At 68.3% G+C, this 25616-nt stretch carries 20 protein-coding genes; 17 read left to right on the top strand and 3 right to left on the bottom strand.

The genetic code is table 11. The features are described 5' to 3' along the window. The first annotated feature begins 9 nt into the window (after positions 1–9). The 8 genes from flgG to lysS all read left to right on the top strand — a co-directional run bounded on the left by flgG (position 10) and on the right by lysS (position 9717). A complete protein-coding gene (gene flgG, locus CKO33_RS05135) occupies positions 10–798 on the top strand; it encodes a flagellar basal-body rod protein FlgG (protein WP_200179970.1) in 789 nt (262 codons plus the stop codon). Positions 799–838: 40 nt separating this feature from the next. Beyond that, positions 839–1567, top strand: a complete 729-nt coding sequence (gene flgH, locus CKO33_RS05130) for a flagellar basal body L-ring protein FlgH (protein WP_200179968.1) — start codon at positions 839–841, stop codon at positions 1565–1567. A gap of 49 nt (positions 1568–1616) precedes the next feature. Next, on the top strand, positions 1617–2696 hold the full coding sequence (locus tag CKO33_RS05125; RefSeq protein ID WP_242472474.1) for a flagellar basal body P-ring protein FlgI: 1080 nt from the start codon (positions 1617–1619) through the stop codon (positions 2694–2696). A gap of 14 nt (positions 2697–2710) precedes the next feature. Further along, a complete protein-coding gene (flgJ, locus tag CKO33_RS05120) occupies positions 2711–3760 on the top strand; it encodes a flagellar assembly peptidoglycan hydrolase FlgJ (protein WP_200179964.1) in 1050 nt (349 codons plus the stop codon). Between the two features lie 66 nt (positions 3761–3826). Further along, complete coding sequence (gene flgK, locus CKO33_RS05115; protein ID WP_200179962.1) at positions 3827–5698, top strand: flagellar hook-associated protein FlgK; 1872 nt, start codon at positions 3827–3829, stop codon at positions 5696–5698. Between the two features lie 3 nt (positions 5699–5701). After that, positions 5702–6907 (top strand): flagellar hook-associated protein FlgL, encoded by a 1206-nt coding sequence (gene flgL, locus CKO33_RS05110; RefSeq protein WP_200179960.1) that lies wholly within the window; start codon positions 5702–5704, stop codon positions 6905–6907. A 138-nt stretch (positions 6908–7045) separates the two neighbouring features. Next, positions 7046–8144 (top strand): peptide chain release factor 2 gene (gene prfB / locus CKO33_RS05105; RefSeq protein WP_200179958.1). Its coding sequence is split into 2 segments (ribosomal slippage): positions 7046–7120 and positions 7122–8144, totalling 1098 coding nucleotides; the frame shifts between segments, so codons are not numbered across the junction. Positions 8145–8220: 76 nt separating this feature from the next. Further along, on the top strand, positions 8221–9717 hold the full coding sequence (gene lysS, locus CKO33_RS05100) for a lysine--tRNA ligase (RefSeq protein WP_200179956.1): 1497 nt from the start codon (positions 8221–8223) through the stop codon (positions 9715–9717). Between the two features lie 44 nt (positions 9718–9761). Here the strand turns inward: lysS and pckA are convergent, their stop codons facing one another. Then, the gene (gene pckA / locus CKO33_RS05095) at positions 9762–11354 is read right to left on the bottom strand and encodes a phosphoenolpyruvate carboxykinase (ATP) (protein WP_200179954.1); all 1593 of its coding nucleotides are present in this window, start codon (positions 11352–11354) and stop codon (positions 9762–9764) included. Between the two features lie 241 nt (positions 11355–11595). Between pckA and CKO33_RS05090 the strand changes: the two genes are divergently transcribed. Then, complete coding sequence (locus CKO33_RS05090; RefSeq protein ID WP_338081727.1) at positions 11596–13407, top strand: ABCB family ABC transporter ATP-binding protein/permease; 1812 nt, start codon at positions 11596–11598, stop codon at positions 13405–13407. A gap of 23 nt (positions 13408–13430) precedes the next feature. Here CKO33_RS05090 and queF read toward each other — a convergent pair whose 3' ends face one another. Further along, positions 13431–13820: a preQ(1) synthase gene (gene queF / locus CKO33_RS05085; RefSeq protein WP_200179952.1), complete on the bottom strand. Its 390-nt coding sequence runs from the start codon at positions 13818–13820 to the stop codon at positions 13431–13433. Positions 13821–13904: 84 nt separating this feature from the next. On the opposite strand from queF, the gene smc reads away from it, so the two are divergent. The 5 genes from smc to CKO33_RS05060 are packed head-to-tail and all read left to right on the top strand — an operon-like array spanning position 13905 to position 22141. Continuing rightward, positions 13905–17414: a chromosome segregation protein SMC gene (smc, locus tag CKO33_RS05080; protein ID WP_200179950.1), complete on the top strand. Its 3510-nt coding sequence runs from the start codon at positions 13905–13907 to the stop codon at positions 17412–17414. Positions 17415–17471: 57 nt separating this feature from the next. Next, on the top strand, positions 17472–18404 hold the full coding sequence (zipA, locus tag CKO33_RS05075) for a cell division protein ZipA (RefSeq protein ID WP_200179949.1): 933 nt from the start codon (positions 17472–17474) through the stop codon (positions 18402–18404). Between the two features lie 22 nt (positions 18405–18426). Continuing rightward, on the top strand, positions 18427–20472 hold the full coding sequence (gene ligA / locus CKO33_RS05070; RefSeq protein WP_200179948.1) for an NAD-dependent DNA ligase LigA: 2046 nt from the start codon (positions 18427–18429) through the stop codon (positions 20470–20472). Positions 20473–20511: 39 nt separating this feature from the next. Then, the gene (locus tag CKO33_RS05065) at positions 20512–21348 is read left to right on the top strand and encodes a motility protein A (RefSeq protein WP_200179947.1); all 837 of its coding nucleotides are present in this window, start codon (positions 20512–20514) and stop codon (positions 21346–21348) included. After that, a complete protein-coding gene (locus CKO33_RS05060) occupies positions 21341–22141 on the top strand; it encodes an OmpA/MotB family protein (protein ID WP_200179946.1) in 801 nt (266 codons plus the stop codon). Before CKO33_RS05065 ends, CKO33_RS05060 begins: the two co-directional genes overlap by 8 nt. Before the next feature lie 4 nt (positions 22142–22145). Here the strand turns inward: CKO33_RS05060 and CKO33_RS05055 are convergent, their stop codons facing one another. Beyond that, positions 22146–22352: a PA3496 family putative envelope integrity protein gene (locus CKO33_RS05055; RefSeq protein WP_200179945.1), complete on the bottom strand. Its 207-nt coding sequence runs from the start codon at positions 22350–22352 to the stop codon at positions 22146–22148. A gap of 281 nt (positions 22353–22633) precedes the next feature. Between CKO33_RS05055 and CKO33_RS05050 the strand changes: the two genes are divergently transcribed. From CKO33_RS05050 to CKO33_RS05040, 3 genes are read left to right on the top strand one after another with little or no spacing between them, the layout of a single operon-like run. Next, positions 22634–24589 carry a helix-turn-helix domain-containing protein gene (locus CKO33_RS05050; RefSeq protein ID WP_200179944.1) on the top strand — a complete coding sequence of 652 codons (1956 nt, stop codon included), beginning with the start codon at positions 22634–22636 and terminating at the stop codon, positions 24587–24589. Then, the gene (locus tag CKO33_RS05045) at positions 24586–25266 is read left to right on the top strand and encodes an AzlC family ABC transporter permease (RefSeq protein WP_200179943.1); all 681 of its coding nucleotides are present in this window, start codon (positions 24586–24588) and stop codon (positions 25264–25266) included. The genes CKO33_RS05050 and CKO33_RS05045 overlap by 4 nt, the downstream gene beginning before the upstream one ends. Then, on the top strand, positions 25263–25601 hold the full coding sequence (locus tag CKO33_RS05040; protein WP_200179941.1) for an AzlD domain-containing protein: 339 nt from the start codon (positions 25263–25265) through the stop codon (positions 25599–25601). The genes CKO33_RS05045 and CKO33_RS05040 overlap by 4 nt, the downstream gene beginning before the upstream one ends. Positions 25602–25616: the final 15 nt, after the last annotated feature.

Raw genomic sequence — 25616 nt, 5'->3', positions numbered from 1 at the left:
GAATGAACCATGAATCAGGCAATGTGGATCTCCAAGACCGGGCTGGACGCGCAGCAGACGCGCATGTCCACCCTGTCCAACAACCTGGCCAACGTGAACACCACGGCCTTCAAGAAGGGGCGCGCCTCCTTCGAGGACCTGATCTACCAGAACATCCGCCAGCCCGGGGCCCAGGCGGCCCAGAACAACGAGCTCCCCACCGGCCTCATGGTGGGCGTGGGGGTGCGCACGGTGGCCACGGAGAAGATCTTCACCCAGGGCAACCACATCCAGACCGACAACTCCCTGGACGTGGCCATCCAGGGGCGCGGATTCTTCGAGATCCTCACCCCCGACGGTAACGTGGCCTACACCCGCGACGGCAGCTTCCAGCTCAACTCCGAGGGGCAGGTGGTCATGTCCAACGGCTACCCCCTGCAGCCGGGGATCTTCGTGCCCGAGGGCACCAAGAGCATCTCCATCAGTGAGGACGGCATCGTCAGCGCCACGGTGGCGGGGGAGGAGGACGCCCCGGTGGAGATCGGCAATATCCAGCTGGCGGATTTCGTCAACCCCGCCGGGCTGGAGCCCCTGGGGCAGAACCTGTACGCGGAGACCGCCGCCAGCGGCGCCCCCCAGCAGGGCAATCCGGGGCAGGACGGCCTGGGCCGCCTGATGCAGGGGGCCCTGGAGAGCTCCAACGTCAACATCGCCGAGGAACTGGTGAACATGATCGAGACCCAGCGGGCCTACGAGATCAACTCCAAATCCATCTCCTCCTCGGACCAGATGATGCAGTACCTGAACAACAACCTGTAACGGCAAACGCCGCGCGCAGGGGGACGCAAGAGGCCGCACCATGAAGATCCAGGCGATCGCATACCATCCATCCACCGGCAGGCCCTCCGGGACCCGCCTGACGGCCCTGCTGGCGCTGTTTCTGCTCACCGGCGGCTGCGCCAGCCTGCAGCCGGTGGAGCGGGGCGACGACCCGGAGTTCGCCAGTGTCATGCCCCCCGGGCCGCTGCCCCCCGAGGAGAACAACGGCGCCATCTTCCAGCCGGCCTCGGGGGACGGCCTGTTCGCCGATTACAAGGCCCACCGGGTGGGGGACATCCTGCAGGTGATCCTGGCGGAGAGCACCCAGGCCAGCAAGTCCTCCAGCACCTCCACCAGCAAGGACAGCCAGGTGGGTCTGGAGGGCCCCACCCTCCTGGGGCGCGGGGTGACCTACGACGGCCGGCCCGTACTGGACACCCGCATCAGCGGTTCCCGGGGCTTCGAGGGGGAGGCGGACGCCTCCCAGAGCAATCAGCTGGAAGGTTCCATCAGCGTCATGGTCTCGGAGGTCCTGCCCAACGGCAACCTGGTGGTGCAGGGGGAGAAGTGGCTGCAGATCAACCAGGGGGAGGAGTACATCCGTCTGCGGGGCATCGTGCGCCCGGTGGACATCCGCGCCGACAACACCGTCCTCTCCACCCAGGTGGCCGCCGCCCAGGTGGCCTACGGCGGGCGGGGCACCCTGGCGGACAGCAACAGCCCCGGCTGGCTCACCCGTTTCTTCAACAGCCCCGTGTGGCCCTTCTAGGAGCGCCGTCATGCACGCGATTCGAATCCTTGCGGTCTCCCTCCTGGCCATGGTCCTGCTGATGCCCCTGGGGCCGGCCTCCGCCGCCCAGCGGGTCAAGGACCTGGCCTCCGTGGACGGGGTGCGCAGCAACCAGCTGGTGGGCTACGGCCTGGTGGTGGGCCTGGACGGCACCGGCGACCAGACCACCCAGGCCCCCTTCACCGTGCAGAGCCTGAAGAACATCCTCGGGCGCCTGGGGGTCACCGTGCCCCCGGACGTGAACCCCCAGCTGCGCAACGTGGCGGCGGTGATGATCCATGCCGATCTGCCCCCGTTCGCCAAACCGGGGCAGACCATCGACATCACCGTCTCCTCCATCGGCAACGCCGGCAGCCTGCGGGGCGGCAGCCTGCTCATGACCCCCCTCAAGGGGGCCGACGGCAAGACCTACGCCATCGCCCAGGGGGATCTGGTGGTGGGTGGCCTGGGGGTGGATGGGGCCGACGGCTCCCAGGTGACGGTGAACGTCCCCAGCGTCGGGCGCATCCCCAACGGGGCCACGGTGGAGCGGTCCGTGCCCTCCGGTTTCGCCCAGGGGGATCACGTCACCCTGAACCTGCACCAGCATGACTTCACCACCGCCAACCGCCTGAGTCAGGCCATCAACGACACCCTGGGCCCCGGCACCGCCCGTCCCCTGGACGGCTCCTCCGTGCGCGTCAGCGCCCCCACGGATCCGGGGCAGCGGGTGGGCTTCATCTCCATGCTGGAGAACCTGCGGGTGGAGCCCGGCGCCCCCCCGGCCCGGGTCATCGTCAACTCCCGCACCGGCACCGTGGTGATCGGCAGCAACGTGCAGGTGAGCCCCGCCGCCGTCTCCCACGGCAGCCTCACGGTGACCATCACCGAGCGCCCGCAGGTGAGCCAGCCCGCCCCCCTGGGGCAGGGGGAGACGGTGGTCACGCCGCAGTCGGACATCGAGGTCACCCAGGAGGATGCCCCCATGTTCCTGTTCGATCCCGGCGTCAGCCTCAACGAGATCGTGCGCGCCGTGAACGAGGTGGGGGCCGCCCCGGGGGACCTGGTGTCCATCCTGGAGGCCCTGCGGGAGGCCGGGGCCCTGCACGCCGAGCTGGTGGTGATCTGAGGGGGGATGCCGGCATGAACGGGTACATCGCTGACAGCACCAACTACACCGATCTCGCCGGCCTCACGCAACTGCGGGCCCAGGCCCAGCGTCACGAGGCCGGGGCAGCCGATGAGGTGGCGCGTCAGTTCGAGGCCCTGTTCATCCAGATGATGCTCAAGAGCATGCGCCAGGCGGCCCCCGCCGAGGGGATCTTCAACAACGAGCAGACGCGCATGTACCAGGGCCTGTTCGACCAGCAGATCGCCCTGGAGATGGCCCAGGGGGAGGGCATCGGCCTGCGGGATCAGGTGATGCGGGAACTCTCCCGGAATCAGCCCGGGGCCGATGCCGGCAATAACGGCGGCAGTGGCCGGGAGGCCGGGGTCGCCGCCGATCGGGAACTGAAGATGCCCGATCACCGCGTGCCCAGCCTGCGGGCCACCATCGAGGCCGCGATCCAGGCCCGGGACGTGGCCCAGGCCCGCAAGGGGGGTGAGGATGCCGCGGAGGGGGCCGGGGAGATCCCGGCGGCGGATCCGGCCGGGGCGGCATCGGCGACCGACGCCCACTGGCGGCCCGAGACCCCGCAGGAATTCATCCGCGATGTCTGGCCCCATGCCCAAGAGGCGGCCCGGGAACTGGGTGTGCCCCCGGAGGTGCTGGTGGCCCAGTCGGGCCTGGAGACCGGCTGGGGCCGGCATGTGATCCGCCACGGCGACGGCAGCAGCAGCTTCAACCTCTTCGGCATCAAGGCCGATGCCCGCTGGGACGGACCGCGGGTGAACGTGTCCACCCTGGAGTATGTGGACGGCGTGCCGGAGCGCCAGCGCGCCGCTTTCCGTGCCTATGACGGACTGGCGGAAGGGTTCGACGACTATGTGGCCTTCATCCAGGGCAATCCACGTTACCGGCAGGCCCTGGAGGCCGCCGGCGACGCGGAGGGCTACATCCGCGGGCTGCAGGAGGCGGGTTACGCCACCGATCCCCGCTATGCCGACAAGATCCTGAACATCATGCAGCGGGGGACGCTCGGCGAGACCCTGGCGTTGCTCAAGTCCGGGCAGACGCCGCCGATATCCTGAGGGAGGTAATACCATGTCCACGTCAATCATCCATCGCGAGGGGCGGTGCACCGCCGGGAGGACGTCATGAGTTCCGGACTCTTCGGCATCGGCACCTCGGCCCTCAATGCCAACCAGCGGGCCCTGGATACCACGGGGCACAACATCGCCAACGTCAACACCGAGGGCTACAGCCGCCAGCGGGCGGAACTGGTCTCCCGCGGCGGGCAGTTCAGCGGCGCCGGCTACATCGGCAAGGGGGTGGACACCTCCACGGTGCGGCGCATGTATGACGAGTTCCTGCAGACCCAGTTGCGCAACAACACCACCTCCGAGGCCTACTACAGCACCCGTCACGAATACCTGGGCCGGGTGGACGATCTGCTGGCGGATCCGGATGCCGGACTGGCCCCCGGCATGCAGGACTTCTTCTCCGCCGTGCAGCAGGTGGCCGACGACCCCACCGCCAGTGCCGAGCGCACGGTGCTCATCTCCGAGGCCGAATCCCTGGTGGACCGCTTCCGTTTCCTGGACCGGCGCCTCAGCGAACAACAGACGGTGGTCAACGGCCAGATCGGCACCGCCATCGAGGAGGTCAACAGCCACGCCGAGAGCATCGCCCGCCTCAACCAGCAGATCATCGCCGCCGAGGGCCGCGGCCAGCCCCCCAACGACCTGCTGGACCAGCGGGATCAGGCGGTGCTGGAATTGTCCCGTTTCGTGGACGTGCAGACCGTGGAACAGGACAACGGCGCCCTCAACGTCTTCATCGGCAACGGCCAGGGCATCGTCCTGGGGCAGAAGGCCAAGGCCCTGGCGGATGTCTCCCCCCAGCCGGGCCTGCCCCGGGAGGTGCGTTTCGGCGGTGAGGACGGCATGGACGTGACCCGTTTGATCACCGGCGGCCGCCTGGGCGGGCTGCTGGAGCTGCGCAGCTCCGTGCTGGACGAGGCCCGTGGCGAACTGGGCCGGGCCGCCGTGGGCATGGCCGTGGCCTTCAACAACCAGCACCAGGCGGGTCTGGACCGCAACGGCGAACCCGGCGGGGCATTCTTCGATGTGCCCACGCCGGAGGTGCTCACCGCCACCGGCACCACGGCACCCGAGCCCACGGTGGCCATCGACCGGGGGAACCTGGCCGGGCTCACCGCGGACGACTACCGGCTCAGCTGGGACGACGGGGCCAGCGAGTGGCAGCTGCGCAAGGAACCGGATGGTTCGGTACTGGCCACCGCCGGCGCCGGTGGGACCATCAACGCGGCCGGACTGGAGATCACCGCCCCGCCCGCGGGCTCGGCGGGGGACAGCTTTGTCATCCGCCCCACCCGGGATGCCGCCAGCCGCATCGATGTGGAGATCAGCGATCCGGAGAAGGTGGCTGCGGCGGCGGCCATGGTCCCCACGGTGCCCGACGGCACGGAGGTGGAGTCCCTGTCGGTGGTGGACCCCGGGGCCTATCAGTCCTGGGCCAACTGGGGTGGCGCGGCCCCCGGAGACATCGTCTTCAATCAGGCGGACTTTTCCGAGATGTCCGATGGGGTCTGGCGCGCCGAGCAAAACGGTGTGGAGATCATCGTGCGCGGCAGCCAGCCGGCGGATGGCGAGGTGCGCATCGCCCGCAACGATGCCTTCGGCGTGGGGGACAACCGCAACGCCCTGGGTCTGTCCAACGTGCAGAGCACCCGGTATCTGGACGAGGGCAGCACCTCCCTGGAAGGGGCCTACAACAGCCTCGTGGGCAAGGTGGGCACCCAGACCCGCCAGGCCGAGGTGGCCGCCAATGCCCAGTCCCAGCTCCTGGCCGATGCCCAGGCCCAGCGGGACAGCGTTTCCGGGGTGAACCTGGACGAGGAGGCGGCCAACCTGCTGCGCTACCAGCAGGCCTACCAGGCCTCCGCCCAGGTCATCAGCATCACCAACACCCTGTTTGACACCCTCATCGGTGCAGTGAGGCGATAGGCCATGCGTATATCCACCAGCCAGATCTTCCAGAACGGCGTCGATGTGATGCAGCGCCAGCAGGCGGAGATCGCCCGCACCCAGAACCAGCTGGCCACGGGCCGCCGCATCCTCGCCCCCTCCGATGACCCCAGCGGCAGCGTGCAGACCCTGCAGTTCGAGAGCCGCGTCCAGCAGACAGAGCAGTACCAGAGGAATGGCCAACTGGCCGAACGCCGCCTGCGCCTCACCGAGACCACCCTGGCGGGGGTGGGGGACGGGCTGCAGCGCATCCGTGCCCTGGCGGTGCAGGCCAACAACGCCTCCCAGACCGACGAGACCCGGGGGTACCTGGCGGAGGAGATGCGCCAGGTCCTGGACGGCCTCGTGGACCTGGCCAACACCCGGGACGCCAACGGGGAATACCTGTTCGCGGGGTACCGCTCCGAGACCAGGCCCTTCGTGGCCGATGCCACCGGGGAGATCGTCTATCAGGGGGATGATGGCGCACGCGAGGTGGACATCAGCCCCGTGCGCCGTATCGCCGTGGGGGACGCGGGCAGTGCCGTCTTCGGGGGCATCCCGGACGGCAACGGGGATTTCACCGTGATCCCGGATCCCGGCAACAGCGGCTCCGGAGTGGCCGATACCGGTCAGGTGGTGGACCAGGCCGCATGGAACGGTGGGGCCGGTGGGCCGTTCACCCTCGAATTCATCAGCGAAGAGGAATACCGGGTCCTGGACAACGGCGGCGGCGTGGTGGCCGGACCGGCATCCTTCGAGAGCGGTCAGGGCATCGAGTTCAACGGCATCCAGCTCCAGGTCAAGGGGCGGCCGGATGCGGGGGATTCCTTCGAGATCCGGGCCTCCCAGGAGCAGACCCTGTTCCAGGGCCTGGACCGCATGATCTCCGCCCTGGAATCGGGCAGCGGGGGCACCACCGCCCCGGTGAACAACGCCATCAACCGGGGCCTGACGGAACTGGACAGCGCCCTGGAGCACGTCCTGGATGTGCGCTCCACCGTCGGTGCCCGGCTCAACGCCCTGGAATCCCAAAACGGATTGCACGAGGAGCAGATCCTGCAGATGGAGACCACCCTCTCCGAGATCCGCGACCTGGACTATGCCGAGGCCATCAGCCGCTTCAACCTGCAGCAGGTGAGCCTGCAGGCCGCGCAGCAGTCCTACACCCAGGTGGCCCGGCTGTCCCTGTTCGACTTCATCCGCTGACGGCGCCGGGGCGGTTCCCCGGCCCTCCCGCCCAGGGTTCCTTCCGCACCCCGCGCCCGCTCCCCGGGCGCGGCCCTTTTGCCCCGTTCGTGGTACACTTTCAGGTTTTCCGAAAGACCATCGTGGGAAGGGCCATCCATGCAGGAACTGAACCCGTTGTTTTCCCAGATCAAAGACCTGCAAGGGCGTGTGGACGCCCTGAGGGGGTATCTTTGACTTCGATACCAAGCGCGATCGCCTGGAAGAAGTAAACCGGGAACTGGAGGACCCCAACGTCTGGAACGATCCGGACAAGGCCCAGGCCCTGGGCAAGGAGCGGGCCCATCTGGAGGGGATCGTGCACAACCTGGAGCGCATCGGCGGCGGCCTGGAGGATGCCCGGGAACTGCTGGAGATGGCCCAGGCGGAAGCGGACGAGGACACCGCCGAGTCCGTGCGCACGGACCTGGAGCGCTACGAGGCCACCGTGGCCGATCTGGAATTCCAGCGCATGTTCTCCGGCGAGATGGACGAGCGCCCCGCCTTTCTGGAGATCCAGGCCGGGTCCGGCGGCACCGAGGCCCAGGACTGGGCGGAGATGCTGCTGCGCATGTACCTGCGCTGGGGCGAGCGCCACGGTTTTACCACCGAGCTCATGGAGGTGTCCGAAGGGGAGGTGGCCGGCATCAAGAGCGCCACGGTGCGTTTCGACGGCGCCTATGCCTTCGGCTGGCTGCGCACCGAGACCGGGGTGCACCGTCTGGTGCGCAAGTCCCCCTTCGACTCCGGCAACCGCCGCCACACCTCCTTCACCTCGGTCTTCGTCTCCCCCGAGGTGAGCGACGACATCGACATCGAGATCAACCCGGCGGACCTGCGCATCGATGTCTACCGCGCCAGCGGCGCCGGCGGCCAGCACGTGAACCGCACCGAATCCGCCGTGCGCATCACCCACCTGCCCACGGGGGTGGTCACCGCCTGCCAGAACGGGCGCTCGCAGCACAAGAACAAGGACTTCGCCATGAACCAGCTCCGCGCCAAGCTCTACGAGCTGGAGCTGCAGAAGCGCAACGCCGAGAAGCAGGCCATGGAGGACAGCAAGGCGGACATCGGCTGGGGCAGCCAGATCCGCTCCTACGTGCTGGACCAGTCCCGCATCAAGGACCTGCGCACCGGCGTGGAGGTGGGCAACACCCAGGCGGTGCTGGACGGTGACCTGGACGCCTTCATCGAGGCCAGCCTGAAAAGCGGCCTGTAATGCCCCGCCGGGGCCGGTGCCCCCGGCCCCGGACGACAAAACCCCGTTCCCCTGACACGATTTGGCAAGCCAGCCCATGACCGACCCGACCCAGGACGAGAACAAGCTCATCGCCCAGCGCCGCGAAAAGCTGCAGCGGCTGCGGGAGGCGGGGACCGCCTTCCCCAACGATTTCCGCCGCAATGTCATGGCCGGCGAACTCCACGCCGAGTACGGCGAGCGGGACGCGGCCTTCTTCGAGGCCGAGCCCGTGCGGGTGGCCGTGGCCGGGCGCATGATGGCCAAGCGGGTCATGGGCAAGGCCAGCTTCGCCCAGCTGCTGGACATGTCCGGACGCATCCAGCTCTTCGTGCAGCGGGACGCCCTGCCGGAAGGGCGCTATCAGGAGTTCAAGGGCTGGGACGTGGGCGACATCCTCGGCGCCGAGGGGACCCTGTTCCGCACCAAAACCGGGGAGCTCTCGGTGCAGGTGGACACCCTGCGTCTGCTCACCAAGTCCGTGCGCCCGCTGCCGGAGAAATTCCACGGGCTCGCGGACACCGAGACCCGCTACCGCCAGCGCTATGTGGATCTGATCATGAACGAGCCGGTGCGGGAGATCTTCCGCGTCCGCACCCGCATCATCCAGGGCATCCGGGACTACCTCAACGCCCGGGGGTTTCTCGAGGTGGAGACCCCCATGATGCAGGCCATCCCCGGCGGGGCCACGGCCCGGCCCTTCGCCACCCACCACAACGCCCTGGATATGCAGCTCTTTCTGCGCATTGCCCCGGAGCTGTATCTCAAGCGTCTGGTGGTGGGGGGCTTCGAAAAGGTCTACGAGATCAACCGCAATTTCCGCAACGAGGGGCTGTCCACGCGGCACAACCCCGAGTTCACCATGCTGGAGTTCTACGAGGCCTACGTCACCCATCACGAACTCATGGACCTCACCGAGGACCTGCTGCGCACCCTCACCCGGGACGTGCTGGGCTCCACCACGGTGCATTATCAGGGGGAGACCTACGACTTCGGCAGGCCCTTCGAGCGCCTCACCGTCAAGGAGGCCATCCTCCGGTACAACCCCGATCTGGAGGCCGCCGACCTGGAGGACCCGCAACGGGCCCGGGCCGCCGCCGAGGCCCGGGGCATCCCCCTGAAGGACAGTTACGGTCTGGGCAAGGTGTGGATCGAGATCTTCGAGAAGACGGTGGAGTCGCGCCTGACGGACCCCACCTTCATCACCGCCTATCCCACGGAGGTCTCGCCCCTGGCCCGGCGCAACGACGCCGATCCCTTCGTCACCGACCGTTTCGAGTTCTTCGTGGGGGGGCGGGAGATTGCCAACGGCTTCTCGGAGCTGAACGACTACGAGGATCAGGCGGAACGCTTCCGCCGGCAGGTGCAGGAGAAGGAGGCCGGCGACGACGAGGCCATGCACTTCGACGCCGACTACCTGCGGGCCCTGGAGCACGGCATGCCGCCCACGGCGGGGGAGGGCATCGGCATCGACCGCCTGGTGATGCTGTTCACCGACTCGGCCTCCATCCGGGACGTGCTGCTCTTCCCCCACATGCGCCCCCAGGCCGACTGAGGTCCGCCCCCGCCCCCCGGCGGGGGACGGGGGCGAGAATGCCCTCAGCCTTCGGGGATGCGCGGGGCCGCGTCCAGCACCTCGGGGCTGGCCTGGTCGGCGTAGGCCTCGAAGTTTTCGTGGAACAGCCGGGCCAGGCGGGCGGCCGTCTCCCGGTAGGCGGCGGCATCGGACCAGGTGTTGGCCGGGATGAGGGTCTCCTCCGGCACCCCGGGGCAGCGGGTGGGCACCTGCACGCCGAACACCGGGTCCTCCACCGTTTGGGCCGAGGCCAGGTCGCCGCTGTGGATGGCATCGATGATGGCCCGGGTGTGGGCGATGGGCATGCGCCGGCCCACGCCGTAGGGGCCACCGGTCCAGCCCGTGTTCACCAGCCAGACCCGCACCTGGTGCCGGCGGATGCGCTCCGCCAGCAGCTGGGCATAGCGGGTGGGGTGCCACACCAGAAACGGCGCCCCGAAGCAGGCGGAGAAGGTGGCCTGGGGCTCGCTCACCCCCACCTCGGTACCCGCCACCTTGGCGGTGTAGCCGCTGATGAAGTGGTACATGGCCTGGGCGGGGGTGAGGCGGCTCACCGGCGGCAGCACGCTGAAGGCGTCGCAGGTGAGGAAGATCACGTTCTGTGGCTGCCCCCCGGTGCAGGGGATCTTGGCGTTGGGGATATGCTCCACGGGGTAGGAGCAGCGGGTGTTCTCGGTGATGGAGGTGTCGCTGTAGTCCACCTCCCGCGTGCGGGGATCGAAGACCACGTTCTCCAGGATCGCGCCGAAGCGGATGGCGTCGTGGATCTCCGGTTCCGCCTCCGGGTCCAGGTTCACCACCTTGGCGTAGCAGCCGCCCTCGATGTTGAAGATGCCCCGGTCGCTCCAGCAGTGCTCGTCGTCCCCGATCAGGCGGCGGCGGGGGTCTGCGGACAGGGTGGTCTTGCCCGTGCCGGAGAGGCCGAAGAAGATGGAGACATCCCCGTCGTCCCCCTCGTTGGCGGAACAGTGCATGGAGAGCACATCCTGGCGGGGCATGAGGTAGTTCATGAGGGTGAACACGCCCTTTTTCATCTCACCGGCGTATTCCGTGCCCAGGATCACCATCTCCCCCCGCAGGAAGCACAGGCTCACGCTGGTGGGGTTGTTAACCCCGGGGAGGTCGGTGTTGGCCGAGGCGCGGCCGGCATTGTAGAGGACGTAGTCGGGTTCGCCGAACTGTTCCAGCTCCTTTGCGCTGGGGCGGATGAGCATGTTGTGCATGAACAGGGCATGGTAGGCCCGCTCGCAGATCACCCGGATGCGCACCCGGTAGCGCGGGTCCCAGCCGGCGAAGCCGTCCACCACATAGAGCCGGGGGCAGGTGTTGAGATGGTCCACGGCCTGCTGGCGCAGGGACTGGAAGCTCTCGGGGGACAGTCCGGTGTTCACCGGGCCCCACCAGATGTCGTCGTTGATGCGCTCATGGGCCACCACCCGCTTGTCCCTGGGGCTGCGGCCGGTCTTGTCCCCGGAGCGGGCGATGAGGGCGCCGGTGGAGGACAGGGCCGTGCCGTGCTCGTGGTGGGCCAGGGCCTCCTCGTAGAGGATGGCGGGGGCGGGGTTGCGCAGCACCCGGGTCACGTGGATGCCGTGTTGATGCAGGCTGAAGGTCATGCGTGTTCCCGTTGGCGAGAAAGGAATACAAAAGAGTATTGGGTTGCCTCCCTTCAGACAACCGGTATTCCGGTTCTATCCGTATTCCATCCGCCTGGAGTTTTTGTTTGGGGGGGAAGGCCGCTTTTATTATTTTTTTTCAATCTTTACTTATGCTTTCGTGCGGTAGAATCATCCTTGTTTTCGTGCCGGGTGAAGGTGCCCGGAGACCGGTTCTTTCGTTTGATCGTGGACGTATATCGTGAAACACCGCTCCGACTATGCCTATTCGGATCAGCCGGTGAACTGGCGCATCCTCCTGAGCCTGTGGCCCTATCTCATGGAGTTCCGCGGCCGGGTGATCGCGGCCCTGGTGCTGCTGGCCCTGGCCAAGGGGGCCAATGTGCTGGTGCCCGTGGCCCTGAAGTACATCGTGGATCATTTTGAGGCGGGACCCGAGCAGGCGGCCATGGTGGTGCCCGTGGCCCTGCTGCTGGGCTACGGTCTGCTGCGGTTCTCCACGGTGCTGTTCTCCGAGTTGCGGGACGCCGTCTTCGCCCGGGTGGCGGAGCGGGCCATGCGCCGCGTCTCGCTGCGGGTTTTCGAGCACCTGCACCGCATGGATCTGGGCTTCCACCTGGAGCGGCGCACCGGCGGGCTGGCCCGGGATATCGAGCGCGGCACCACGGGCATCCGCTTCCTGCTGCGGTTCACCCTGTTCAATATCCTGCCCACGGTGCTGGAGATCGTGCTGGTGGCGGGGATCCTGTTCGTCACCCTCAGCCCCGCCTTCGGGGTGGCGGTGGTGGCGGCCGTGGCGGTCTATGCCCTGTTCTCCGTGCTGGTGACGGAATGGCGCAACCGCTTCGTGCGCCAGGCCAACCGCATGGACAACCGCTCTAACACCCGTGCCGTGGACAGCCTGCTCAACTACGAGACGGTGAAATACTTCGGCAACGAGGCCTTCGAGGCCCGCCGCTATGACCGGGACCTGGAGGAATGGGAGGCGGCGCGCATGAACAACCGCCTCTCCCTGGCGGCCCTGAACTCCGGGCAGGCCTTCATCATCGCCGGGGCCATCACCGTCATGATGTTCATGGCCTCGGACCGGGTGGCCGGGGGCAGCATGAGTGTGGGGGACCTGGTGATGGTCAACGCCTACATGATCCAGCTCTTCATCCCCCTGAACTTCCTCGGCTTCGTCTACCGGGAGATCCGCGAGGCCCTGATCAACATCGAACGCCTGTTCCGGCTCACGGAGGTGCCCCCCCGGGTGGTGGACCGGCCGGGGGCAAAGGCGTTGCGGCCCCGGGGGGGTGAGGTGCGCTTCGAGGGGGTCTCCTTCGCCTACGGGCCCCAGCGGCCCATTCTGCAGGGGGTGAGTTTCACCGTGCCCCCCGGGGGCAAGCTGGCCATCGTCGGCCCCAGCGGCGCGGGCAAGTCCACCATCGCCCGGCTGCTGTTCCGCTTCTACGATGTGGATGCCGGCTGCATCCGGGTGGACGGTGAGGACATCCGGGACCTCACCCAGGACAGCCTGCGGGCCGCCATCGGCGTGGTGCCCCAGGACACGGTACTGTTCAACGACACTATCTACTACAACATCGCCTACGGCCACCCGGACGCCCCCCCCGAGGCGGTCCACCGCGCCGCCCGCCTGGCCCATCTGGAGGGGTTCATCCAGTCGTTGCCGGAGGGGTATGACACCCTGGTGGGGGAACGGGGCCTGAAGCTCTCCGGCGGCGAGAAGCAGCGCATCGCCATCGCCCGGGTGCTGCTCAAGGACCCGCCCCTGCTGGTGCTGGACGAGGCCACCTCCTCCCTGGACTCCCAGTCGGAACGCTCCATACTGGAGGCACTCTCGGAGGTGGCCGCGCAGCGCACCACCCTGGCCATCGCCCACCGCCTCTCCACCATCCGGGACGCGGACAACATCCTGGTGCTGGAGCAGGGGCAGGTGGTGGAGCAGGGAAGGCACGAGGACCTGCTGGCGGCGGGCGGGGTCTATGCCCGCCTGTGGCACCGGCAGCAGGCCGGGGCGCAGGAGGATCCGCTGCCCATCCCCGGGGCGTGAGTGGCGGACCCGAACTTATGCCCTCAGGGCAGGGACACCGGCCGGGGGGCCTCCCAGGCGGGATCCCGGTGCTCCGCCACCACGGTGGTGTAGATCCCGCCGCGGACATTGAATTCCGCCGTCAGGCGCATGAAGCGGGGGGCGGTGGCCGCCACCAGGTCCCCCAGGATGCGGTTGGTCATTGCCTCGTGGAAGCCCCCTTCCTCGCGGAAGGACCAGATGTAGGTCTTGAGGGATTTCAGCTCCACGCAGCGCGCCTCGGGCACGTATTCCAGCAGCAGTTCGGCGAAGTCCGGCTGGCCGGTCTTGGGGCAGAGGCAGGTGAACTCCGGGATGCGGATGCGGATGGTATAATCCCGCGCCCTGTTGGGGTTTTCGAAGGTGTCTAGGTTCTTGCTGGGCTGAGTGGACATGATTTCCCGGACAGAGGTTTCGTATGTGGACCGTGGGCCCGGGAGCACACCGCCCCGGGCCCGTGTCTTTCCAGAAGGGATCCGATGCGCCTGAGCAAGATCAAACTCGCCGGCTTCAAATCCTTCGTCGATCCTACCACGATCCCATTCCCGAGCAATCTCGTGGGGATCGTCGGACCCAACGGCTGCGGCAAGTCCAACACCATCGACGCCGTGCGCTGGGTCATGGGGGAGTCCTCCGCCAAGTACCTGCGGGGCGACTCCATGGAGGACGTCATCTTCAACGGCTCCTCCTCCCGCCAGCCCGTGGGCCAGGCCTCCATCGAACTGGTCTTCGACAACAGTGACGGCGGCCTGGGCGGGGAGTACGCCCGCTACGCCGAGATCGCCGTGCGCCGCCGCGTCACCCGGGACGGCCAGTCCCAGTATTTCCTCAACGGCACCCGCTGCCGCCGCCGCGACATCACCGATATCTTCCTGGGCACGGGCCTGGGCCCGCGCAGTTACGCCATCATCGAGCAGGGCATGATTTCCCGGCTCATCGAGGCCAAGCCCGAGGAGCTGCGCGTCTACCTGGAGGAGGCCGCCGGCATCTCCAAGTACAAGGAGCGCCGCCGGGAGACGGAGAACCGCATCCGCCATACCCGCGAGAACCTGGAACGCCTGCAGGACCTGCGCGACGAGGTGGAGCGGCAACTGGGCCACCTGCGGCGCCAGGCGGAGACCGCCGAGCGCTACAAGGCCCTCAAGGAGGAGGAACGGCAGGTGCGGGCCGAACTGGCCGCGCTGCACCTGCGGGACCTGGATGCCGAGATGGGTCGGCGGCAACAGGAGCTCAAGGCCCAGGAGGTGCATCTGGAGGAGGCCGTCTCCCGTCAACGGCGTCTGGAGGCGGACCTGGAACGGGACCGGGAGGCCCTGCACCGTGCCAACGAGACGCTCAACGACGTCCAGGGACGCTACTACCGCCTGGGAGCCGACATCTCCGGCACCGAGCAATCCATCCGCCACCAGAAGGAGATGCACCAGCGCCAAACCCGGGAACTGGAGCAGACGCGCACCGCCCTGGAGGAGACCGAGGGCCACATCCAGGCCGACGAGGAGCGCCTGGTGGCCCTGGAGCAGGAACTGGAGACCCTGGAGCCGGAGCATGAGGCCGAAAGCGAGGCCCTGGAGACCGTGAACGAGCGCCTGGAGGCGGCGGAGGAGGCCATGGGGGAATGGCAGACCCGCTGGGACGACTTCAACCGCCGCGCCGCCGAACCCGGACAGCAGGCCCAGGTGGAACGCTCCCGCATGGAACAACAGGAGGGCCAGATCACCCGCCTGGACACCCGCGCACAGCGCCTGGAGGAGGAACGGGCCGGATGCTCCACCGAGGCCCTGGAGGCGGAAATCCAGGCCCTGGAGGAGGAACTGGAAGGGGCCCGGGGGGAGGAGGAGGCGCTGAACCGGCGGCTGCAGGAGAGCCTGGAGACGATGCGCAGGCGGCGCGAGCAGGTGCGCGCCCAGGCCTCGGAGCTGGAGGCGCAGCGCCGCGACCTGCAGACCCGGGGCGGGCGTCTGGCCTCCCTGGAGGCCCTGCAGCAGGCGGCCCTGGGCAAGGACGGTCAGGCCCTGTCCGGCTGGCTGGCGCAGCACGGGCTGGAGGATGCCCCGCGCCTGGGGGAGGGCCTGCAGGCGGATGCGGGCTGGGAGAAGGCCGTGGAGACGGTCCTGGGTCCCCATCTGGAGGCCCTGTGCGTGGAGGACCTGAGCCCCGTGGCCCGGGCCGCCCTGCAACTGGAGTCGGCCCGCCTCGCCGCCGTGGAGGATACCCATGCGGACGGGGAGGGGGCCGGGATCGGCGCCCTCCCCCTGGCGCAGCGGGTCCAGGGGGAGCGCCCCCTGGGGGGACTGCTGGACGGGGTATACACCGCCCCCGACCTGGAGGCGGCCCTGGCCCTGCGTCCCCGCCTGGGTCCGGGGGAGTCGGTGATCACCCCGGACGGGGTCTGGCTGGGACGGGGCTGGCTGCAGGTCTGCCGTGAAGAGGATCCCCGCGCCGGCCTGCTGCAGCGGGAACGGGAGATCCGCAGCCTGCGGGAGGAACTGGAGACCCTGCAGGTGACGGTGGAGACCCGGGAGCAGGCGCTGGAGACGGAGCGCGAGGCCCTGCAGGCCCAGGAGAACGACCGGGATGCCCTGCAGGAGGCCCTGAACCGGGCCCAGCGGGCCACCTCCCAGGTGCGTTCCCGTCTGGACAGCCGCCGCGACCGCCTGGAACAGGCGGTGCAGCGCCGCCGGCGCATCGAGGAGGAACAGGCGGAGGTGCGCGCGCAGCGGCAACGGGACGCCGAGGCCCTGCAGCAGGCCACGCGCCGGCGCAACGAGGCCCTGGCGCATATGGAGACCCTGGAGCGGGAGCGCCGGGAACTGGAGGAGACCCGCGACACCCTGCGGCGGGATCTGGACGCCGCCCGTGCCGAGGCCCGCTCCCGCAGCGACGCCGTGCAGCGCATGGCCCTGCGCCTGCAGTCCGTCACCGCCTCCCGCGACGCCACCCGCCAGGGCCTGGAGCGCATGCGCACCCAGGCCGCCCAGCTGGAGCGCCAGCGGGAGTCCCTGGGCGCCGCCCTGGAGGAGGCCGCGGCCCCCATCTCCGGGCTGGAGGAGAGCCTGGAGAACCTGGTGGCGCAACGGGCGGACCTGGAGGAGGAACTCTCCCGGGCGCGGGCCCGGGTGCAGGAACTGGAGGCGGGGATGCGCAGCGCCGACCAGGACCGGCTCGCCGCGGAGCGGGACTGCGAATCCCTGCGCGGCCGGCTGGATGAACTGCGCATGGCCTGGCAGGAGGTCAAGGTGCGCCGCCAGACGAGCCTGGAGCAGCTGCTGGAGACCGGCCATCAGCCGGAGGCCCTGCTGGAATCCCTGGACCCCGCCGCAGAGGTGGCGGCCTGGCAGGAGCGGGCGGAGCGCCTGGCCCAGCGCATCCAGCGCCTGGGGGCCATCAACCTGGCGGCCATCGACGAGTATCGTCAGCAGGAGGAGCGCAAGCAGTACCTGGACCAGCAGCATGCCGATCTGGAGGAGGCCCTGGGGACCCTGGAGGGGGCCATCCAGCGCATCGACCGGGAGACCCGCTCGCGTTTCCGCGAGACCTTCGAGCGGGTCAACCAGCGGCTCAAGGAGACCTTCCCGCGGCTGTTCGGCGGGGGCCAGGCCCATCTGGAGATGACCGGTGAGGATCTGCTTACCACCGGCGTGGCGGTGATGGCGCGCCCGCCGGGCAAGCGTCTGTCCACCATCCACCTCATGTCCGGCGGGGAGAAGGCCCTGACGGCGGTGGCCCTGGTGTTCGCCATCTTCGAACTCAACCCGGCCCCCTTCTGCATGCTGGACGAGGTGGACGCCCCGCTGGACGAGGCCAACGTGGGGCGTTTCTGCGATCTGGTGCGGGAGATGTCTGCCCGCGTCCAGTTCATCTTCATCACCCACAACAAGGCCACCATGGAGCTGGCCGATCAGCTGGTGGGGGTCACCATGCGCGAGCCCGGTGTGTCGCGCCTGGTGTCGGTGGACGTGGAGGAGGCCGCACAGATGGCCTCGGAATAGGACTGGCCCCGGCCGCCGCTACCTTGCTAAGGTCAAAGACTCGCAAAGGGCATCGCTATGGATACGCTGCGTTGGATTCTGCTCATACTGGGGATCATGATCCTGGCCGGCATCTACCTGGCCGGGCGCATGCGCGCCACCCGCCGTCCCCGCCGGCCCCAGGACGATCCCATGGAGCATGATGATCTGGAGCAGGTACACATCCGCGCCGACGATCCCTACGCCGACGCCCCCCGCATCGATCCCGAGGAGGAGGCCCCGGTGACCGAGCCCGGCGGGGATTTTGCGGGGGATCTGGAGGGCCTGCAGGCGCTGGTGAACGAGGAGGCCAAAGAGGTCACCACCGTGCGCCGGCTGACCCCCCGTCCGGAGGAGGAATCCGGCAGGCGAAAGGCCCCGCCACGACCCGGGCGTGGCCTGGCGGCCGGGATCCGCCGGTGGCTGGCGTCCCTGTCCCCCTCCCGCCTCCCGTGGCGGCGTCCTTCCGCAGACAAGGCGTCGGGGACGGAGCCCCCGGGGAGGAAGGACTCCGGGGAGGAGGCCTCCACATCGATCCCCCGGGAGGAGGAGAAGATCCTGGTGCTGCATGTGCAGGCACCGGAGGGGGAGGTGTTCCTGGGGGTGGACCTGGAGGCGGCCCTGGAGGAGCTGGGCATGCGCTTCGGGGACATGGATATCTACCACCTGAAGCTCTCCGACGGCCAGCGGGAGCACACCCTGTTCAGCCTGGCCAACATGGTCAACCCCGGCACCTTCGACCCGGAGCAGATGCACGCATTCACCACCCCCGGCGTCTCCCTGTTCCTGCGACTGCCCGGGCCCTGCAACCCCGTGGAGAGCTTCGAGGCCATGCTCACCTGCGCCGACCGTCTGGCCGAGCACCTGGGTGGCCAGGTGCTGGACGCCTCCCGCAGCACCCTGACCCTCCAGGGCCGGCAGCACACCCGCGAGGAGGTGCGCCAGTGGGCCCTGCGGGCGGGCCTGATCTGAAGACCATCCGATCCCGCCATCCATGAGTTCCTCATCCGCCCCTGAGTCGGCCCGCCAACGGGCCGCCTGGCTGCGACGGCAGCTGGACCACCACGACTATCGCTACTATGTCCTGGACGACCCGGAGATCCCGGACGCCGAGTACGACGCCCTGCTGCGGGAGCTGCGGGAGCTGGAGGCGGCGCATCCGGATCTGGTGACCCCCGATTCCCCCACCCAGCGCGTGGGCGGGCAGCCCCTGGAGGGGTTCGAACCGGCGCGCCACCTGCAGCGCATGCTCTCCCTGGACAATGCCTTTGATGAGGCGGAGGTGCGGGCCTTCGACCAGCGCATCCGCCAGCGTCTGGACCGGGACGAAGCCATCCCCTATGCGGTGGAGCCGAAACTGGACGGCCTGGCGGTGAGCCTGCTCTACGAAGGGGGGCGCCTGGTGCGGGGGGCCACCCGCGGGGACGGCACCACCGGGGAGGACATCACCGCCAACATCCGCACCCTGCGGGCCATCCCCCTGCACCTTCGGGGCGGGGGCCATCCCCGGCGCATGGAGGTGCGCGGCGAGGTCTACATGGAGAAGGCCCGCTTCGAGGCGCTCAATGCCCGCGCCCGGGCGCGGGGGGAGAAGGTCTTCGTCAACCCGCGCAATGCCGCCGCCGGCAGCCTGCGGCAGCTGGACCCCCGCATCACCGCCCGACGCCCATTGTCCTTCTTCGCCTATGGCGTGGGTTTCCTGGAGGGGGACCCCCTGGCCGCCACCCAGAGCGGAACCCTGGAACGTCTGGGCGAGTGGGGGCTGCGGGTCTGTCCGCAGCGGGATGTGGTCACCGGCGTGGAGGGCTGTCTGGCCTACTACCGGCGCATGCAGGAGGCCCGCGGCGATCTGCCCTACGAGATCGACGGCGTCGTTTATAAGGTGGACGACCTGCGCCTGCAGCGGGAACTGGGCCAGGTCTCCCGGGCCCCCCGCTGGGCCATCGCCCACAAGTATCCGGCCCAGGAGCAGACCACCGTGCTGCGGGAGGTGGAGTTCCAGGTGGGCCGCACCGGGGCCGTCACCCCCGTGGCCCGGCTGGAACCGGTGTTCGTGGGCGGGGTCACCGTGAGCAGCGCCACCCTGCACAACATGGACGAGATCCGGCGCAAGGACGTGCGCACCGGCGACACGGTCATCGTGCGCCGTGCCGGGGATGTGATCCCCGAGGTGGTGGGGGTGGTGCGGGATCGCCGCCCCCCCGATGCCCGGGAGATCACCCTGCCCGAAGCGTGCCCGGTGTGCGGTTCCGCCATTGTGCGCCCGCAGGGCGAGGCGGTGGCCCGCTGCTCCGGCGGCCTGTACTGCCCGGCCCAGCGGCGCGAGGCCATCAAGCATTTCGCCTCCCGCCGGGCCATGGATATCGACGGGTTGGGGGACAAGCTGGTGGAACAACTGGTGGACCGGGGCCTGGTGTCCCATGTGGACGATCTCTACCGCCTGGACGCCGCCACCCTGGCGGGGCTGGAGCGCATGGGGGAGAAGTCCGCCGCCAACCTGATGGCCGCCTTGGAGAAGAGCCGGCACACCACCCTGGCCCGCTTCATCTTCGCCCTGGGCATCCGCGAGGTGGGGGAGGCCACGGCCCGGGCCCTGGCGGCCCGTTTCGGCCGTCTGGACGCCCTCATGGCGGCCGACGAGGCCGACCTGATGGAGGTACCGGATGTGGGCCCCAAGGTGGCGGCCCATGTGGCCGCCTTCTTCGCCCAGCCCCACAACCGGGAGGTGATCCAGCGCCTGCGGGCCGCCGGGGTGCACTGGGAGGAAGCCCCTGCCGGGGAGGGGCGGGGCGACGCGGCCCCGGCGCTGCCCCTGGAGGGACGCACCTACGTGCTCACCGGCACGCTGCAGGCCATGACCCGGGAGCAGGCGGCCGCGCGCCTGCGGGCCCTGGGGGCGCGGGTCTCCGGCAGCGTCTCGAAGAAGACCACGGCGGTCATCGCCGGGGAGGCCGCCGGCTCCAAGCGGGACAAGGCCGAGGCCCTGGGGGTGCCGGTGCTGGACGAGCCGGCCTTCCTGCGGCTTATCCATGGGGCCTGAGGTGGCCCGGCGGCATCCGGGCGGGTACACTCGGCGGCCATGAATCCCTCCACGCTATTGGGCATGATCGGCGGGATGGTGCTCCTGGTGAGCATCATCGCCTTCACCTCCCAGGACCTGGGGGCCTTCCTCAACCTGCCGGGCCTGGGGATCGTGCTCGGGGGGACCCTGGCGGCCACCCTGATGAGCTACCCCCTCAACGAGGTGCTGCGGGTCTTCCGGGTCTTCTGGCTGGTGCTGCGCAATGAGCATTATTTCTACCGGGACGACCTCAACGAGATCGTGGAGGTCTCCCGGCTCTGGTTCAGCGGCGAGCTGGCGGCGGCGGACGATCGCATCGAGGCCATCCGCAATCCCTTCCTGCGGGCCGGGGTGCAACTGGTGATCGATGGCACCCCCCTGGAGGACATCGACGACTTCCTGCAGTGGCGCATGGTGCAGTTGCGGCGCCGGGAGAACGCCGAGGCCCAGATGTTCCGCTCCATGGCCCTCTATGCCCCCGCCTTTGGCATGCTGGGGACCCTGGTGGGGCTGATCAACATGCTCCTGGCCACCCGGACCGACGATTTCGTCACCATCGCCGCCAACCTGGGCGTGGCCCTGATCACCACCTTCTACGGGCTGATCCTGGCCAACCTGGTCTTCCGGCCCATCGCCATCAAGCTGGAGCGGCGCACCGCGGAGCGCATGATCCTCATGAACATGGTGCGCCAGGGGGTCACCCTCATGCGCAAGGGCCGGTCCCCGGCCCATATCCGCGAGACCCTGCGGGCCTTCATGGCCCAGCACAAGGATGACCTGCGCACGACCGCCCCCCTGCCCGGAGAGGACGACGGGGTGACCGCCACGGAACCCGAAGGCCGCCACGATGGCTGAACGCTGGTCCGGCTGGCGCATGGAGGAGACCACCGGCGCCGGTCCGGTATCCTCCCGCCACGGCGCCGGCGGCGCCCCGCCGGAACGCCCCGAGGAGCCCCTGCGCCGGCGCACACGGCCCTTCGAGTTCGCCCAGGACCCCCCCAAGGAGGACGAGAACGCCTGGCTGCTCACCTACCTGGACCTGCTCACCCTCATCGTCGTCTTCTTCGTCCTGCTGCTGGCCTACTCCACGGTGAACGAGGAGACCCGGCAGCGGGAACTGGTGGACCCCTTTTCCGTGGAGCTGGGCTACGTGCATCGCCCTGAATCCGTCCCCCCGCTGGTGGATCCGGTGGCCCCCGACCGGGCCGCCCGTCTCGCCCGCCGGGTGGGCGCCTCCCTTGCGGATACCGGGCTTTCCGATCAGGTGGAGATCCTCAGCACCCCCGGGGAGGTGGAACTGCGGCTCAACGAGGGGATCCTCTTCCCCAGCGGCCGCGCCGAACTGCGCCCGGAGGGGGTGCGGCTGCTGGATGCCCTGGTCCCCATGCTGCGTTCGGATGTGGAACGGATCACCGTGGAGGGGCACACCGACAACCGCCCCATCACCACGGAACACTTCCCCTCCAACTGGGAGCTCTCCGCCCACCGGGCCACGGTGGTGGTGCGCTATCTGATCCGGCAGGGGCTGCCCCCGGAGCGCCTGGAGGCGGTGGGGCTGGCGGATACCCGGCCCCTGGCGGACAACGCCACCCCACAGGGTCGGGCCCGCAACCGGCGGGTGTCCCTGGTGGTGCAGATGGCCCGCTGAGGGGTCAGCGCCACGGCCGTTCCCAGTCCGGGTCGTTCCAGGCGCTGCCCGGCTCGTCGAAGGTATCCTGCAGACGCCGCTGCAGGGCCCTGCGTTCCATCAGCCGTTCCAGGGAGCGCCGCGCCGATGTCCGTCCCGCCGGCGTGACCTCCTTCCAGTCCTCACGGGGATCTTCCTCATCGCTCACGAGGATCTCGGGGGTCGGGGGCATGGTCTTGGTTCTCCTCGCGCACTGTGGATTCAGCACGCCTTATACGGTCTGGGCGGGGATCTGCAAACAAGATTTTTTTTATGTGACAGCCCAAATCCGGTTGATGGGGCCAGGACGATTCAGGGCCCCTTGACCGCCTCCCGGCGTGGGCCTCACGGGACCGGGGTTCCTGATCGGGTGTCATACCGGTTCGATTCACAGTCGGGCCTTCCCTACGCCGCCCTTATTCAGTATTCTGGAAATTCCTCTATACAAGAATTCCTGTCGAGGGAGCTTCGGTCATGCTGGAGGGAAGCAGCAATCGGGCAGGGCGCATCGGGCAGAACGTGTCGGCCATCCGAAAGCGCCGGGGATTGACGCTGGAGGGGCTTGCTGAACTCAGTTCAGTCAGCCGCGCATCCATCTCCGCGCTGGAAAATGGATCGGATAATCCGCGGGTGCAGACGCTCTGGAACCTTGCGGACGCACTTGGCGTGGATTTTGGGACCCTGATCGGCGACAGCCGGGACGAGTCCGTTCTGGATGAAGACGGTGCCAGCGTGCGGCTCATCGACCGACAGACAAGCCCGAAGATCATCGAGGCCTATCTCCTGGAATTCCCGGCCGGGGCCACCCGAAACGCCCGGCCCCATGTTTCGGGGGTCCAGGAACACGTGGTCGTTCTTGCCGGGGAGTTGCTGACAGGGCCCACGGAAGGCCCCAGCCTGCTTACGTCCGGGCAATCCGTTTCCTTCACGGCGGATGTGCCGCATCTCTACTCCGCCGGACGCACGCGCACACGCGCCATTGTGACGGTGGTCTATCCCCGGCTGGAGCATGGGGCTCGGCCCGATCAGGAGTTGAATTGGCCCCGGACCCAGGCTGACTGGAGGGAAGTCTTTTCGCTGATGGATCGCGCCGCGATCGAGGTGCAGAACGGGGTCGGCATCGATACCAAGCGGTTCCATCTCCCGGCGCAGATCCCCCATGATAAGGCGGTATCTGAGCTGCGCAGTAAGGTCGCGAATCTTCCGCATCACCCCACCGTGCGCCACTTCGTCCTCACGGAAGGCAACCCGGGAATCCTGTCGCTCTACCGGACGCCGCAGATGAGTCCCCTTCCTGCAGCGGCCGGGTCTCTGAAAGGAACCCTGGCGGATCGATGCCGGAAGCTTGCAGCGCTTGCCACTGCGGGTTCCGGTACGTGCGACCTGGACCGCATCCAGCATGTCGTGTGCGGGACATCGTCCCTGATGGAATCGTCCCTGGCTGCGGAGGCCTTGACGAGGCACGGCAGGCCGACCGTGCCCCTGGGTGTGGGCACGATGGAGCAGTGCGGGAAACCGGATGAGGCTGACACCCGGCGCCTGTTTGAAGCCAGGATCGATGTCGATGCCTACGAGGCCTTTGAACTCATTCACCCCGCCCATGCCCGTCAGATGCTTGCACTTGCAGGCTATCTACCCGGGACGGAAGGGCTCAGGATTCTGGATGTCGGAACAGGACCTGGGCTTCCTTTGGCCATGCTTCGCGAATTGCGCCCGGATCTGCAGGCGCTGGCGGTCGATCCCAGTGAGGTTGCGTTCCGGCATCTGACACGGCGGTTCGCCGTGGATCCCGCGGTTGAGATCCGGCAAACCTCGATCACGGAGATGGATCCGGTCGATCGAGGGTTCGAGGTCGCCATATCGGTGGGGGCGTCCCACCATATGGATACGTCTACCTTCCTTGCTGCAATACGGAATCACCTGCGGGATGACGGTCGACTCCTCGTGGCCGACGAGATGATCTGTGCATTTTCTGATCGGGAGCAACGTCAGGCCGCCCTGATCCGCCATCACCTCTGGTATATCCTGGATACGTTGGTAGAGGTGCCCAAGGGAGCGCACAAGGGGGATATCCAGATCGCGAAGCGCTTGGCCCAGGCCCTGCCCGAGGCGCAGGGTATGGTCTATGCCCAGCGGGGCGAAGCAGCCTTGCGCAGGATCCGGGATCTCTATGAGGAGGTCATGGAGATCGATCGGCCGAGGCAGCCCTCCCATCCCCTGGCGGTATTCTCCCGCTTTCACCTGCTGGAGCTCCAGGCGCTGATCGCCGGGTTCGACTACGAGATCGAGCAGAAGACCCATGTGGCCCGGTTCAAGGCCCTTGCCCGGGCCAACGGGTTCGAGATCAGGCATCACCACAGGATCTATGCCACCGATGGGGACGGCCTGGAGGATGCCGGGACGCACCTTCTGGTCCTGGAGGCGGTATGAGTGCCGAGCCCGGTCTGCGCGCAGGGGTGCGGGCCGCCATGCCCATCGCGGCCGCCTACCTGCCGGTGGCCTTTGCGCTGGGGGCGGCCTCCACGCGACTGGACTTTTCGGTTCTGGAAAGTGCGCTGTGGTCCGCCATCATGTTCTCGGGTGCAAACCAGGCGCTCCTGCTGAGCGGGATCGCCTCGAAGGCCTCGCTTGTTGTCCTGACCCTATTGGCGATCGCCGCGAGCCTCAGGCATGTCCTGTACGGCACAGCACTTGCAGGACGGCTCAAGGCCTCGCCTATAGGCCTTGCGATGTTCGCGTATGGTCTGACGGACGAGGTGTTCGCAACCACCCTGACGGCATATGAGGCCCGTGCCCGCGCCTTGCCTTCCAGGTGGCTCGTTGGGCTGGCCTTCACGGCGCTTGGGGTCTGGATCATCGGGACCGCACTTGGCAATGCGCTCGGAGATATCCTTCAAGACCACGTCCCCGGCCTCCGTGAGGCGCTCGATTTCGCCCTCCCTGCGCTCTTTGTAGGGCTGGTCTGGTCCACCGCAAGGCGGTCGATCCTTGGGCGGATGCTGCTTGCCGCGGGGCTCTCGGCATGCATGGTCTTCCTCGGCCGTACTGAACTTGCGGTCCTGGTGGGAGCCCTGCCTGCCTTGATCCCCGATCGGAGAACCCAATGACTGCGCTCTGGATCAGTATCCTGGTCATCGGCGTCGCGACCTATGCCACGCGCGTTCTGCCTTTGTTCTGGGTTCGCTCAAGGGGCGAAGAGAGGACGCGATCGTCCTGGCTGGACCGTCTGGGTCCGTGTTTGCTGGCGGCCATGGCGACGGCGGTGATACTGCCCGTGTTCGAACGATCCGAAAGCTCATTGGAGTTATTGGCAGCCACGGGAGGGGTGATGGCCGCGGGTGGTTCCATGTGGCTACGGCGGGATCCGGGTCTGGCCACCCTCGTCGGTATGATTGTGTTCTATATCCTGCTCAATGCCCATCCCGGACCCGTCCCCAGTTAAAGATCTCGGGGATCT

It is taken from the genome of Ectothiorhodospira mobilis (genome assembly GCF_016584115.1).
GTDB classification, from domain to species: domain Bacteria; phylum Pseudomonadota; class Gammaproteobacteria; order Ectothiorhodospirales; family Ectothiorhodospiraceae; genus Ectothiorhodospira; species Ectothiorhodospira mobilis.
The sequence above is the reverse complement of the archived record's forward strand: the minus strand, read 5'-3'. Positions and strand labels throughout refer to the sequence as shown.